The sequence below is a fragment of the Saccharothrix sp. NBAS 001 genome, from assembly GCF_056640475.1.
Genome location: NZ_CM153251.1, coordinates 2,487,516 through 2,499,289 on the forward strand (window position 1 = coordinate 2,487,516; position 11,774 = coordinate 2,499,289).

The window sequence follows — 11,774 nt, forward strand, 5'->3', positions numbered from 1 at the left end:
AGCGGTGGGCGGCCTTTCCGCGCCGGGTCGGTCCCCGGTCTCAGGCGTTGACGGGACTGTTCTGGTAGGTGGCCAGCCGCCACTCGCCGTCCTGCTTGACGGCCACCCAGGACGCGCGGATCGCGCGCTCGTCGGCGACCTCGGTGTCGTTCGGCGCGAGCACGCCGCCCTGCGTCACCAGGACGGCGAAGTCCGCGCCGAACAGCCGCAGGTCGACCGGCGCACCGGTCACCTTCGTGCCGCGGAACGGCCCCTCGAACGCGCTCGCGAAGAACTCGCGGATCTCGTTGCGGCCCTTGCGGTACAGGCCCGGCAGGATCATCACGCCGTCGTCGGTGAACAGGTCGGCGATGGACCCCGCGTCGTGCACCGCCCAGCCCGCGACCATGCGCTGCGGGAGCGCGGCGATCGCCGCCTGGTCGGCCTTCGTCGGTCCGGTGTGGACAGTCGTGGTCCGGTGGGACGTCGTCATGCCTCTCCTCTGTCGCTCTTCTCGGGAAAATCCTGGGCGACGGCCGGTGCGCGGCGGCCCGGCGTCAGTCCCGCACCAGGTGCGCCACGGCGCGGCGCCCGGCGGTCTCGCCGTCCGGGGACGGCGCGCCGTAGGTGACGTCCACGCCCCGGTCGCGCAGCGCCCGGACGATGCCGGGGATCGCGCGCTCGGCCAGCGCGGCGATGGTGAGCGCGGGGTTCACCGTGACCGCGCCCGGCACGGCCGAGCCGTCGGTGACGAAGATGCCCGGGTGGCCGCGCAACTCGTGCCGGTCGTCCAGCGCGGAGGTCTCCGGGTCGTCGCCGATGCGGCACGACGCCAGCGGGTGCACGGTGTACGCGCCCACCACGTCGTTGGTCCACGGCATGACCTTGGCCAGGCCGTCGCGCTCCAGGACGTCCTTGACCGCCGCGTCCGACCGCCGCCACCCGGACAGCGTGTTCTCGGTGGGCCGGTAGGAGATCGACCCGCGCCCGAGCATCTGCTGCGAGATCCGCACCGCGTTGCCGGTGGGCGGCGGCGGGCCGAAGACACCTTCGTTGTCGTCCTCGGTCATCGCGAAGATGGTCAGCCACGACTGCCACTGCTCGACGAGCCGCTTCTTCTCCGGGCCGAACCACGTCGGCCCGGTCGCGTCCGGGACCTGCGCCAGGATGGTGCCGAAGCCGGGCGGGAAGTACAGCTGCTCCAGGCAGAACCGGGAGAACTCCGGCCGCGACGGGTCGAGGTCGTCCCAGCTCGCCACGCACGGGCCCTTGCCGATCTGGTTGGCCGCGTACGCCAGGCCGTCCTCGCGGCGCAGGCCGAGCAGGTCGCGGGCCTTGTCCTCGTCGATGATCGCGGTGTTGAGCCGTTCGCCGTTGCCGGAGAAGTACCGGCCGACCGCGTGCGGCAACCGGCCCAGGGTCTCCTCGGAGCGCTGGAGGATGACCGGGGTCGCGCCCGCGCCCGCCGCCAGCACCACCACCTTGGCGTCGATCGAGCCGCTGCCCACGCTCATCCGGTAGTCGACGTCGTGGACGACGTTGTAGTCCACCCGGTAGCCGCCGTCGTCGGTGCGCGAGAGCCGCTGCACCTCGTGCAGCGGCCGGATCCGCGCGCCGTGCGCGACGGCGGCCGGCAGGTAGTTGAGCAGCAGCGACCGCTTGGCGTCGAACCGGCAGCCGGACATCATCCAGTTGCAGTTGGTGCACCGGTCGCCGTCGATGGCGACCGGCACCGGGTTGGCGGTGCGGCCCGCGTGGTCGCACGCGGCGGCGAACAGCCCGCCCGCGTAGGTCACGTCGTCCCAGGTCTGCGGGGTCACCGGCAGGGCCTCGCACACCTTGTCGTACCAGGGGTCCAGGGTGTCGCGGGTGACCGCCTCGGGCCACATCCGGCGGCCCAGGCCGCCCTGCCGCTCGAACACGAACCGGGGCGCGCGCGGCATCGCGGCGAAGTAGACCACGCTGCCACCGCCCACGCAGTTGCCGCCGAGCAGGCTCATGCCGTCGCCCACCACGAAGTCGAAGATCCGGGTGTAGGAGGAGCCGAGCAGGAAGTCGTGCTCGAAGTCCTCGCCCTCCAGCCACGGCCCGCGTTCCAGCACGACGACCTTCGCGCCGCCGGCGGCGAGGTGGTAGGCGGCGATCGCGCCGCCGAACCCGCTGCCGACGATCAGCACGTCGGTGCTCTCGGTGCTCGTCATCGAAACTCCCATCGTCAGGCCGGGTCGCCGGCCGGCGTCGTGCCGGGGTGGGTCCGGGCCAGCGGCCTGCCGTAGGAGAAGGCGGGGAACCGCCACAGGCGGTCGGCGTCCGGCTCGGCGAACCGCATCGCGCGCAGCCCGGGGTGGCCCGCCGCCATCGCCTCGGCGGTGTGCAGGTGCGCCCCGGTGTCGAAGGCCATGTTGCTGAACAGCGCGAGGGCGACCCAGCCGTCCTTCTCCGGGTGGCCCGGCGCGACCAGTTCCGCGACGAGCCCGGTGCGCAGCGCGAACGGCAGCGCGACGAACGGCGGGACGTCCCCGTCCAGCGCGACCCCGGCCCGGTCGGCGTACTCGCGCGCGTGGCCGTCGAGCATCGCGGCCAGGCTGTCCAACCCGTCCACCAGACCGGCGGCCGGTGTTTCCAACAAGGCGATCGCGCCCGCGGCCACGGCACCGCCGCCGGGCGCGGCCCCGGCCACGCTGCGATCCTCCGGCGACCTCTTCGCACCCGGCACGATGGTGTCCGCGAACGCTTCCAGCGTCATCGTGCGGATGGCGCGGTCCGGCGGGGTGTCCGATTTCACGGCAGCTCCCTTCTGCGGGCGAGAATGCTCACGGGGATCGCCGGAGATCTCGTCCGGCGCGTCTTCGAAATAACTCGTGATGATCGCCCGAGCGTTCATCCCATCGTCCCGCCGACGGCCGGTCCGGCGCTTCTCCGAGGGTGCCGTGATGTGCGGGCCGGGCCGGGTTCGGGCCCCCGAAGGTCTGCCGGGGGCACCTCGGACGCCGCTGGATGCAGCATTCGACTCCGGCCGACGGCGGTAAGGCGGGTGCTCGGTCGAATGGTGCCGGAGCGGCCGGCGGGAGATCGGGTAATGGCCCGGAGGGGTCCTCTATATTGACCGCCGCGGATCGTCCTAAACATCTTCTGGAAGATCCTGTACACCGCTCCGAGGTGATCTTGGGAGCCGTGTTCGAGGCCTGTTCACACAGCTTGCGCAGGTAGAAAGGCCCTGGTAGCTTCCGAAGAAGTGCGATTCACGGAACTGGGGGCAGTACCGGGTCCGAGTGCGCGAAATCGCGCCGGCGGCAGTGGCCGGGGCGCCTGCCCCAGGGTGGCGCGGATCGGTCTGTCGGTTTTCCGGGTACAACTCTTCGAAGACACTGGGAATTGGGGTTCGACTTGTGGTGCAGGTTATCGAACGTGCCGTAGGGCAAGTGATCGATTTTATGCACGAGAACATCGGTGAACAATTCACCATAGACGACATGGCGCGTACCGCCAACTACAGCAAGTTCCACTTCTCCCGCGCGTTCCAGCGGGTCACCGGGGTGTCGCCGGGGCGGTTCCTGGCGGCGATCCGGTTGCAGGAGGCGAAGCGGCTGCTGGTGTCCACCTCACTGACCGTGACGGATATCAGCCACCGCGTCGGCTACACCAGCGTGGGCACTTTCAGCTCCCGCTTCAGAAGCAGCGTCGGGGTGTCGCCGACGACGTTCCGGCAGTCCGGGGGCTTCGCCCGGCACATCCCGATGGCCCGGCGCGCCGTGGACGCGCGCACGGCCGTCGTGCAGGGCGAGATCTCCGCGCCGGCGGGCCCTCCCGGGCTGCTGTTCATCGGCCTGTTCCCCGACGGCATCCCGCAGGGTGCGCCGATCCGCTGCGCCGTGCTCCGCCGGCCCGGCGCCTACCTGCTCAGCCGCGTGCCGCCGGGCACGTGGCACCTGCTGGCCCAATCCGTGGCGCTGGGCCGCGAATCCATGCTGGGCGACGGTCCGTTCGCGCACGACCTGGCGCTGTCGGTGGCGTCCTACGGCCCGGTCACCATCCGGCCGGGCCGCCCGGTCGAGCACGCGGACCTCACCCTGCGCCCGATCTGCAACCTCGACCCGCCGGTCCTGCTGGCGCTGCTGGACGTGCGCACGCACGCGCTCGGCGTGAGCGCGAACGCGGGTGGCTGACCGGCCGGCGGCCACCGGACGTGAATGGGGTTGTCCTCCGGAGACGGGAGGACAACCCCATTCGCGTCGAACCGGCGCGGTGTCAGGGTGCCGGGTGCACGGTCACCGACAGGCCGCCGCGGATCCGCAGCGACAGCATCGGCTCGGGCACCACCGGCCGCCCCGGCACGGACCGCAGGTCCAGCTCCCGGACGGCCATCGCCAGGGTGAACACCGCCTCCATGATCCCGAGGTGGCTGCCCACGCAGAACCTCGGGCCCGCCCCGAACGGCAGGTACGCGTACCGGGGCCGGCCGGGCGCGGCCGCCGGGTCGAACCGGTCCGGGTCGAACCGGTCCGGCCGGTCCCAGAACTCCGGGTGCCGGTGCAGGGTGTACGGGCAGATCAGCACGTCCGCACCGGCCGGCACGAACCAGTCGCCCACCCGGTCGTCGTCCTGCGCCGCCCGGGGCAGGATCCAGACCGGCGGGAACAGCCGCACCACCTCGTCCACCACCATCGCGGTGTAGCGCAGCGCCGACAGGTCCTCGAAGGTCGGCGCGCGGTCGCCCAGCACGGCCCGCGCCTCGGCCCGGACCCGCTGCGCGACCTCGGGGTGCCGGTCGAGCAGGTGGAACGCCCACCCCAGCGTGCTGGCCGTGGTCTCGTGCCCGGCCAGCATCAGCGTCACCAGCTCGTCGTGCAGCCGCCGGTCGCCGACCGCCTCGTCCTGCTCCTCGGCGACCGAGGCGAGCACCCGGGACAGCACGTCGTCGCCGTCCGCCCCGCCGTGCTCGACCCGCCGCGCCGCCAGGTCCTCCACGACGCGGCGCAGCTCCCGGCGGGCCCGGCGGAAGCGGAGCTGGTGGGGCAGCGGCACCCACATCGGCACCGCGCTCATCGTGACCATCTCGAACATCGCCTGGTCCTGCACGGCCTCGAACGAGTGGCCGATGTGCTCGAACCGGGACAGGTCCTCCGACAGCAGGGTCCGCCCCAGCACGTCGAGGGTGAGCCCGGTCATCTCCTCGGTCAGGTTGACCGGCGGCCCGCCGATCCCGGCCCGCAGCCGGTCGACCAGCCGGCCCGCCGACTCGGCCACCGCACCGGCCTGCCGGGCGATCCGCTTGTGCCCGAACGCGGGCTGGGTCGCCCGGCGCTGCTTGCGCCACAGCTCGCCCTCGCTGGTGAGCAGCCCGTCGCCGATCGCGCGGCGGGCGTGCACCAGGCCGATCCCCTTGTGGTAGTTGGCCGCGTTGTCGGCGAGCACGTGCTTGGCGTGCTCGGGGTGGTTGAAGAAGTACAGCGTCTTGGGCCCGATGGCCATCCGCACGGCGTCGCCGTACTGCCGCGCGGCGGAGGACATCAACGTCAGCCGGTCGCCGGCGAGCTGCTTGAGCAGGCCGAGCGTGGCACTGCGCGGGGGCCCGGGAGGCGTCCGCCGGACGTAGGTCGCGCTGCGCGTCATGTCCGCACGACCTCGCTCCCCTTCGGCAGCCCGTTGCGCGAGACGTCCACAGTGGACGTTTCGGTGACCGGCGCCTCGGCGGCCCGCGCCTCCTGCTGCTCCTCGCGTTCGAGGCGGGCGCGTTCCACGATGTGCAGCGCCCACAGGAAACCGCCGCGGATCAGGCACACGATCGCCGTGGCGAAGAAGATCCCGTACGGGATGCTCATGCCCATCAGCACGCCGTACACGGTGGCCACGCCGCCGCCGAACGCGATCTGGGACACCGGGCGCGACGGGCTGGTGCCGGGGTCGGTCACCATGTAGTTGGTGAACAGCACGAACGCGACGCCGGTCATCATGCCCAGCCCCGCCGGGATCGACACGTCCAGCAGCACGCCGCGGACCACCGCCTGGATCGCGAACCCGACCAGCCACGCCATGATCAGCCACAGCCGGCCGGTCAGCATCCCGTTGAGCATGGTGCCCGCGGCGACGATGATCACCGGGATCAGCCAGTCCACGAACGTGCCCACGTGCTCGGTGAAGTGGTAGGGCGGCGCGATCGACGCCCACGGGAACACCAGCAGGATCACCGTGATGCCGAAGTTCGACGGGTTCATGAAGTGCCGCAGCCGGCCGCGCACCGGGGCCCGCAGCACCCACTTCGCGCCGACCGCGACGGTGACGCCGAAGATCATCGCCCACACGTTGTCGTTGACGTAGATGAGCATGTTCATGGCCAGGCTGGTGATGTGCGCCGGGTACAGGAACTCCATCACCCCGCGCGGCCCGTTGCCCGCGAACCTCGGCGGCCTGCCCTCCTGCCGCGCGGCGACCACCTCCAGGAAGATCTCCACGGCGTAGCCGGTGGCGAGCGCGATGAACGGCCACAGCCACGGCTGCTCGAACCCGAGGACGGTGTAGCCCAGGACGTTGAAGACGGTGATCGACATCGCGAACCGCCGGAGCGCGGTGACGACCTTCGGGTCGTGGCGCGGCGGGCTCGGTTTCGTCTCGGCCATGTCACTTCTCCTCGGCGTGGTCGCCGAGCTGGATGTCGTGCCAGCCCGCGGACAGTGTCTGGTCCTGCTCGTGCACGGTCCCGTCGCGGTCGCGCCACTTGACGTGCACGTCGACCGGCCCGGTCGCGTCGCCGAGTCCGAAGTGGACTTCGTGGCTGCGCTTGCCGGAGTGGCCGCTGCCGCCGTCGACCCGGTTGACCTGGCGGTGCCCGTCCGGCGTGGTCACGGTCACCTGCGCGCCGATCACGGGCGAGCCGGGCCGGTCCCCGCTGCCCGGGTGGGTCAGCCGTAGGCCCAGGAAGCCCCGGTCGGAGCCCCCGGTGTTGTGGTAGAACACCGGGTCCGCCCACTGCCGGGAGACCGCCATGTCCAGCCGGCCGTCGCCGTCCACGTCGCCGGTCGCGATGCCCCGGGTGGGCACCGGGATGTCGAGCCCCAGCGACGGCGCGAGGTCGGTGTAGCGCTCCTGCGGGTTCTTCACGAAGAAGTGGAACCGCTGGTTGCCCGCCACGTCGTCGCCGGCGGTCATGTACGGCCACCACAGCGGGTTGGACAGCAGGGAGTCGTTGGCGGTGGCCAGTTCCTGGAGCTGCGGCCAGCGGTTCACGTCGCCCTTGACGAACCCGGTGGCCTGCGCGACCTCCAGTTCGCCGCTGTTGTCGAAGTCGGCGAGCTTCACGTCCCAGCCCCACCCCGACCACGCCAGTTGCAGCGGCGCGCTGCGGTCCTCCCACGGCGCGACGCCCTGGTCCATCTCCTCCTTGACCGCCTTGGGGTCGCCGGTCGTGCTCATCCACGCGAAGTGGCTCTCCTCGATGCCGAACGACGTGGTGATGTTGCTGACGTACATGTCGTAGACGCCGTCGCCGTTGAGGTCGCCGAAGTCGACGCCCATGCCCTTGAACGAGTCCTTGCCGACGTTCTTGGACTTGGGTTCCATCGCCCCGCGCACGCCTTCGACGAGCGCGAACTTGAAGTGGCCGGGCGTGGACAGGTTGTGCAGCATCCGGTCCGGGCCGAAGTCGTGCGCCAGGTACAGCTCCGGCAGCAGGTCGCCGTCGACGTCGTTGGAACTCGACGCGAGCGCCCAGCCCTTGGACGCGTCCTCCGGGATCGCCTTCTCGTCGCACTCGAACTTCGCGGACGGGTTCGCCCCGGACGTGGCGCCGGTCCAGCGGAACACGTAGTCCTCGCCGCCGTTGAGCGCCATCGACATCGAGTGGTTCATCTGCACGCCGTCGTCCTTGGTGGGGTCGAGGACCGGGCCGTGCGGGAAGTAGTTGCCGATGTAGATGTCGTCGTGGCCGTCGCCGTCGAAGTCCGCCACGGTGGCCGAGTTGGTGTTCCACTGCGGACCGGAGTACCGGCCGCCGGTCGCGCCCGGCACGAGTTCGGTGGGGGTGTAGGAGTCGGCGGCGAGGCCCTTGGCGCCCTCCTTGGCCAGGTGCAGGATCGGCGTGCGGCCCCACAGGTAGACCAGCAGGTCCATCCGGCCGTCCTCGTTGAAGTCGCCGGGCACGCACCCCATCGGGGCCATCACCTCGTTGGTGGGCAGGGGACCGGCGCTGAGCGCGAACGGCTCGTAGCGCGGCTTCTTGCCGGCCTCCGGCGCGGGCGTGACGATCACCTGGTCGATCCGGACGTCCACGAAGCAGATGTCGTTCGAGAGCCCGTCTCCGTCGAGGTCGTTGAGCGCGATGGCCGAGCCGACCGACGAGATCCACGCGTCGATGTGCCGGTAGTCCTGGTTGACCTTGCGGATGGACTGCTGGGTGTAGCCGCCGGGCAGCGCGATCGACTCGGCGGCGAACCCGAAGTGCGCGGCCATGTCGCGCTTCTCGGCGGCCGAGGACTGGGGCAGCCGGGCCACCAGGAACGTGGCGGCGACCAGCACCAGCGCGATGATGCCCGGCAGTTGGCGGCGCAGCCGGCCCGAGGCGGTGCTCATGTGCCGACCCCTTCCTGGTGGACGAACTGGCGGGCGGTGCGCTGCCGCCAGGTCTCGAACGCGGGCACCGCGCCGTCCGCGACGGGCGGTTCGGGCCGGACCTCCTGGGTCACCCGGGCCGCCCGCTCCGGCGTGGTCCCGCAGAACACCTGCGTCGCGAGCCCCGTGTGCGGCACCAGCAGGCCCGCCTTGACCCGGGCCTCGGCGGCGAACGCGCTCGCCTGGGCGACCATCGGCGCGTGCCGGCCCGCCCGGTGCCGGAACAGCACCAGTTCGTCCTCCGACACCCCGCCCGCGTACGTGGCGGCCAGGCCCGCGCCCGCGTAGAGGTCTTCGTGGCGGTGCTCGGGGAACCGGTCGATCAGGTCGGCGACGTGCTGGGCGTCCGTGCCGCCGACGAACCACATGGCCCGCCCGATGCCCTGGTCGAGCGCTCGATCGGCGTACTCGCGCGGCCCGGCCGCCGGCCACGGGAACCGGGGGTCGACGTACTGCCGGTGCACGTACTGCTCGGTCTTGAAGTACGCCTGGTGGAAGCCGTAGCCGTCGAGCACCAGCCAGCGCAGCAGCGGGTCGGTCCGCGCGTCGGCGGGCCAGCGGAAGCGGGGCAGCCGGGCCATGCCCCAGCCGATCCCCACGTAGACCATGTAGACGTGGTCGGCGGCGCGTCCCCGGAGGAACTCCTCGACGTGCCTGCCGTGGCCGAACGGCAGGCCGTCGAGCACCGCGAAGCCCATCCCGGCGCCCTCGTAGGCGAAACCCCGGTACCGGGCCGGTAGTCCTTCGAGCCGGTCCTCGGCGTCCTGCGGGCGGCGCGCCTCGACGGCGTACGCGTACCCGGTCAGGAACATCCGACCGACCGTCTCCAGCAGTTCCCTGGACGCCTCGTCCTTCACCCGGAACCCGCGCACGGCCAGCGTGGTCTCGGCGATGTCGGGAGTCAGCATTCGGCGCCGCAAGGCGCGCAGAGCACTCACCTCGGTCCCCTCCCATTGTCCGGAAAACCGGTGACCGGACAGCAGATTGGGGAAATCGTCGCAGTGCTCCGGACGTCGGGTCTACTCCTGGCGTGCGCTCCGGTTATGCTCGAATGCGCATCAGGAGAGCACATTCCGCCGGGTCGCCGCGAAATGCGCACGGATCCCGCTGCGCCAGCTCTCGTACGGCGGCACGGGTCCGCTCCGGTCGGGCTCGACGGCGGTCGCGTCGACGAGTTCCGCGGCGGCTTCCGGGGTGTTCCCGGTAAACGCGTCGAGCGCGATCGTGCTGTGTTCCGGCACGAATCCCGCGTGAATTCGCGCCTTCGCCGCGAAAACCGCGCCGACGGCGAGTTCGGCGCGGTGCTCCCCGGCGGCGCGGGGCAGCCCGGCGAGTTCTTCGGGCGTGCCGCCGCCGGCGAACGTGGCGGCCAGGCCGACGCCGCTCCACAGGTCCGCCTGCCGCGCCGGGGCGAACCGCCGCACGGCCGCCGCGACCTCCGCGCACCGCGCGCCGTGGATGAACCACAAGGCCCGGCCGATGCCCTGGTCGACCGCGCGCGGGAAGTACTCGGCGTCGCCCTGCCACGGGTACGGCGCGGGCACGCGCTGCCGGTCCACCCACGTGCGGGTGTGGAAGTAGGCGAGGTCGAAGCCGTAGCCGTCGACGGCCAGCCAGCTCACGGTGGGGTGGTACGGCGAGCCGGACAGGTCCGGCATCACCTTGCGCCACAGGCCGCGCGGCAGGCGGGCCATCGCGAACCCGATGCCGATGTAGGCCACGAAGAGGTGGTCCGCGCCGTCGCCTTCGAGCAGGTCGCGCACCCGCGTGCCGCGCCCCATCACGTCCCGGATGGTGAAGGCCATGACCGCGCCCTCGTGCGCGAACCCGCGCAGGCCGGGCTCCACGAACCCCAGTCGGCGCGCCACCTCCTCCTGGTCGTGGGAGTCGATGCCCCACTCGAAGCCGCAGACCACGGACTGCGGGACGGCTTCCAGCCGGTCGGCGTACACCGAGGACGCGCCGGGGAAGCCGCGCGCGCGGAACGCGACCTCCTCCAGCGACGGGGCCAGCACCAGCCGGCGCAGCGAGCCGAGCGTGGTCGACATGTGAAGCACCCCCAGGGGGTTCGGCGCCGCGGGTCAGCCCACCCACGGGGCGATCGGGTACCACGGGATCACGCCGCGGCCCGCGAGCAGCCGGACGTCCCAGTACAGGAAGGTGAACACGCCCGCCGCGATCAGCGTGGCGGCGGTGAGCACGGCCGTGCGCGAGGGCTTGGCGGCCAGCCACCGGCGCAGCGGGCCGCCGGCGAGCGTGCCCAGCAGCAGGAACAGCACGGCCATCACCGCGATGTTGCCCACCGACTGCAGGACGAACGCGGTCGCGCCGTAGAGCGGGTTCCCGCTCTCCGCCGCGTTCCGGAACATCTGCCGGAACAGCGGGAACGGCCGGCCGATCAGGAAGCCGCCGATCAGCACGCCCAGCAGCACCATCCGGGCGGCGGGGCGGCGGCGCACCGGGTCGGGCACCAGGTCGAGCGCGGCGAGCCCGAGGTAGAGCATGGTCAACCCGATGACGCCGAACACCACCAGCGACTGGACCGCGCGCCCGTTGAGCGCGCCGGCCTGCGCCTGGGCGGTGTCGAACTGCGGCATCCGGGTGCCGACCACGCCGACCAGCGCGCCGTAGAGCGCGGCGACCGGGATCATCCCGGCGGCCAGCAGGCCCAGCGGCGACAGCGCCGCGCGCAGCCGCGCCCACCGCCCGCCCGCCGTGCCCAGCATCGGCGCGACCGCCCCGAACGCCGCGATGTTGCACGCGGTGAACGTGCCGGCGAGCCCGCTGACGAACGCGAACACGACGCCCGCCGCGACGCCCGTGATGGGCGTGGCCTTGGCGTCGTGGCCGAGCAGCGTGTCGGCCACGTTGTCGCCGATGGTCGAATCCACGAACGCGGCCGACCACACGACCGTGAGCAGGAAGCCGGCCAGCGCGGAGAGCGCGACGACCCGCCACCGCCCGCGCGGCGGTGCGCCGGCCGCGCTCTCCCGGACCTCGGCCTCGGTGCGCGTCATCTGGTCCTCCTCGTCGGAATTGCCGTCGGACGCCTGGACGTGCGCCGGACCGGTGGCTCGCCGGTGCGTTCCCAGCATCCGCCCGGTCCGTGCGGGAAATCTTCTCCGAGGATGCGGTCCGACTGCTCCGGGTGGCGCACGGCGGTGCGGCCGGAGGTGTCCGCGCGGCACCGG

General features: G+C 72.2%; 10 protein-coding genes. 1 reads left to right on the forward strand and 9 read right to left on the reverse strand.

What is annotated here, in order from left to right; genetic code table 11:
• Positions 1-40: 40 nt before the first annotated feature.
• The 3 genes from AC0HI0_RS10300 to AC0HI0_RS10310 all read right to left on the reverse strand — a co-directional run bounded on the left by AC0HI0_RS10300 (position 41) and on the right by AC0HI0_RS10310 (position 2,725).
• Positions 41-472, reverse strand: coding sequence for an SgcJ/EcaC family oxidoreductase (locus AC0HI0_RS10300; protein ID WP_480932070.1), 432 nt, complete (start codon positions 470-472; stop codon positions 41-43).
• A 64-nt stretch (positions 473-536) separates the two neighbouring features.
• Positions 537-2,180: an FAD-dependent oxidoreductase gene (locus AC0HI0_RS10305; protein WP_480932071.1), complete on the reverse strand. Its 1,644-nt coding sequence runs from the start codon at positions 2,178-2,180 to the stop codon at positions 537-539.
• A 14-nt stretch (positions 2,181-2,194) separates the two neighbouring features.
• Entirely contained in the window at positions 2,195-2,725 is a 531-nt protein-coding gene (locus AC0HI0_RS10310) for a DUF5987 family protein (protein WP_480934278.1), read from the reverse strand.
• A 688-nt stretch (positions 2,726-3,413) separates the two neighbouring features.
• On the opposite strand from AC0HI0_RS10310, the gene AC0HI0_RS10315 reads away from it, so the two are divergent.
• Positions 3,414-4,145 (forward strand): helix-turn-helix domain-containing protein, encoded by a 732-nt coding sequence (locus AC0HI0_RS10315; RefSeq protein ID WP_480932072.1) that lies wholly within the window; start codon positions 3,414-3,416, stop codon positions 4,143-4,145.
• 82 nt (positions 4,146-4,227) lie between these two features.
• Here the strand turns inward: AC0HI0_RS10315 and AC0HI0_RS10320 are convergent, their stop codons facing one another.
• The 6 genes from AC0HI0_RS10320 to AC0HI0_RS10345 all read right to left on the reverse strand — a co-directional run bounded on the left by AC0HI0_RS10320 (position 4,228) and on the right by AC0HI0_RS10345 (position 11,600).
• Complete coding sequence (locus AC0HI0_RS10320; RefSeq protein WP_480932073.1) at positions 4,228-5,592, reverse strand: cytochrome P450; 1,365 nt, start codon at positions 5,590-5,592, stop codon at positions 4,228-4,230.
• Entirely contained in the window at positions 5,589-6,596 is a 1,008-nt protein-coding gene (locus AC0HI0_RS10325) for an enediyne biosynthesis protein (protein ID WP_480932074.1), read from the reverse strand. The genes AC0HI0_RS10320 and AC0HI0_RS10325 overlap by 4 nt, the downstream gene beginning before the upstream one ends.
• Position 6,597: 1 nt before the next feature.
• The gene (locus AC0HI0_RS10330) at positions 6,598-8,544 is read right to left on the reverse strand and encodes a CRTAC1 family protein (RefSeq protein WP_480932075.1); all 1,947 of its coding nucleotides are present in this window, start codon (positions 8,542-8,544) and stop codon (positions 6,598-6,600) included.
• Complete coding sequence (locus tag AC0HI0_RS10335; protein ID WP_480932076.1) at positions 8,541-9,491, reverse strand: DUF1702 family protein; 951 nt, start codon at positions 9,489-9,491, stop codon at positions 8,541-8,543. Before AC0HI0_RS10335 ends, AC0HI0_RS10330 begins: the two co-directional genes overlap by 4 nt.
• A gap of 150 nt (positions 9,492-9,641) precedes the next feature.
• Positions 9,642-10,631, reverse strand: coding sequence for a DUF1702 family protein (locus AC0HI0_RS10340; RefSeq protein ID WP_480932077.1), 990 nt, complete (start codon positions 10,629-10,631; stop codon positions 9,642-9,644).
• A gap of 33 nt (positions 10,632-10,664) precedes the next feature.
• Entirely contained in the window at positions 10,665-11,600 is a 936-nt protein-coding gene (locus AC0HI0_RS10345; RefSeq protein ID WP_480932078.1) for a hypothetical protein, read from the reverse strand.
• Positions 11,601-11,774 lie beyond the last annotated feature (174 nt).

What these genes read in the sequence shown, in the direction of transcription:
- AC0HI0_RS10300 (WP_480932070.1), bottom strand. Translation starts at nt 472, where the DNA reads ATGACGACGTCCCACCGGACCACGACTGTCCACACCGGACCGACGAAG.
- AC0HI0_RS10305 (WP_480932071.1), bottom strand. Translation starts at nt 2,180, where the DNA reads ATGACGAGCACCGAGAGCACCGACGTGCTGATCGTCGGCAGCGGGTTC.
- AC0HI0_RS10310 (WP_480934278.1), bottom strand. Translation starts at nt 2,725, where the DNA reads ATGACGCTGGAAGCGTTCGCGGACACCATCGTGCCGGGTGCGAAGAGG.
- AC0HI0_RS10315 (WP_480932072.1), top strand. Translation starts at nt 3,414, where the DNA reads ATGCACGAGAACATCGGTGAACAATTCACCATAGACGACATGGCGCGT.
- AC0HI0_RS10320 (WP_480932073.1), bottom strand. Translation starts at nt 5,592, where the DNA reads ATGACGCGCAGCGCGACCTACGTCCGGCGGACGCCTCCCGGGCCCCCG.
- AC0HI0_RS10325 (WP_480932074.1), bottom strand. Translation starts at nt 6,596, where the DNA reads ATGGCCGAGACGAAACCGAGCCCGCCGCGCCACGACCCGAAGGTCGTC.
- AC0HI0_RS10330 (WP_480932075.1), bottom strand. Translation starts at nt 8,544, where the DNA reads ATGAGCACCGCCTCGGGCCGGCTGCGCCGCCAACTGCCGGGCATCATC.
- AC0HI0_RS10335 (WP_480932076.1), bottom strand. Translation starts at nt 9,491, where the DNA reads ATGCTGACTCCCGACATCGCCGAGACCACGCTGGCCGTGCGCGGGTTC.
- AC0HI0_RS10340 (WP_480932077.1), bottom strand. Translation starts at nt 10,631, where the DNA reads ATGTCGACCACGCTCGGCTCGCTGCGCCGGCTGGTGCTGGCCCCGTCG.
- AC0HI0_RS10345 (WP_480932078.1), bottom strand. Translation starts at nt 11,600, where the DNA reads ATGACGCGCACCGAGGCCGAGGTCCGGGAGAGCGCGGCCGGCGCACCG.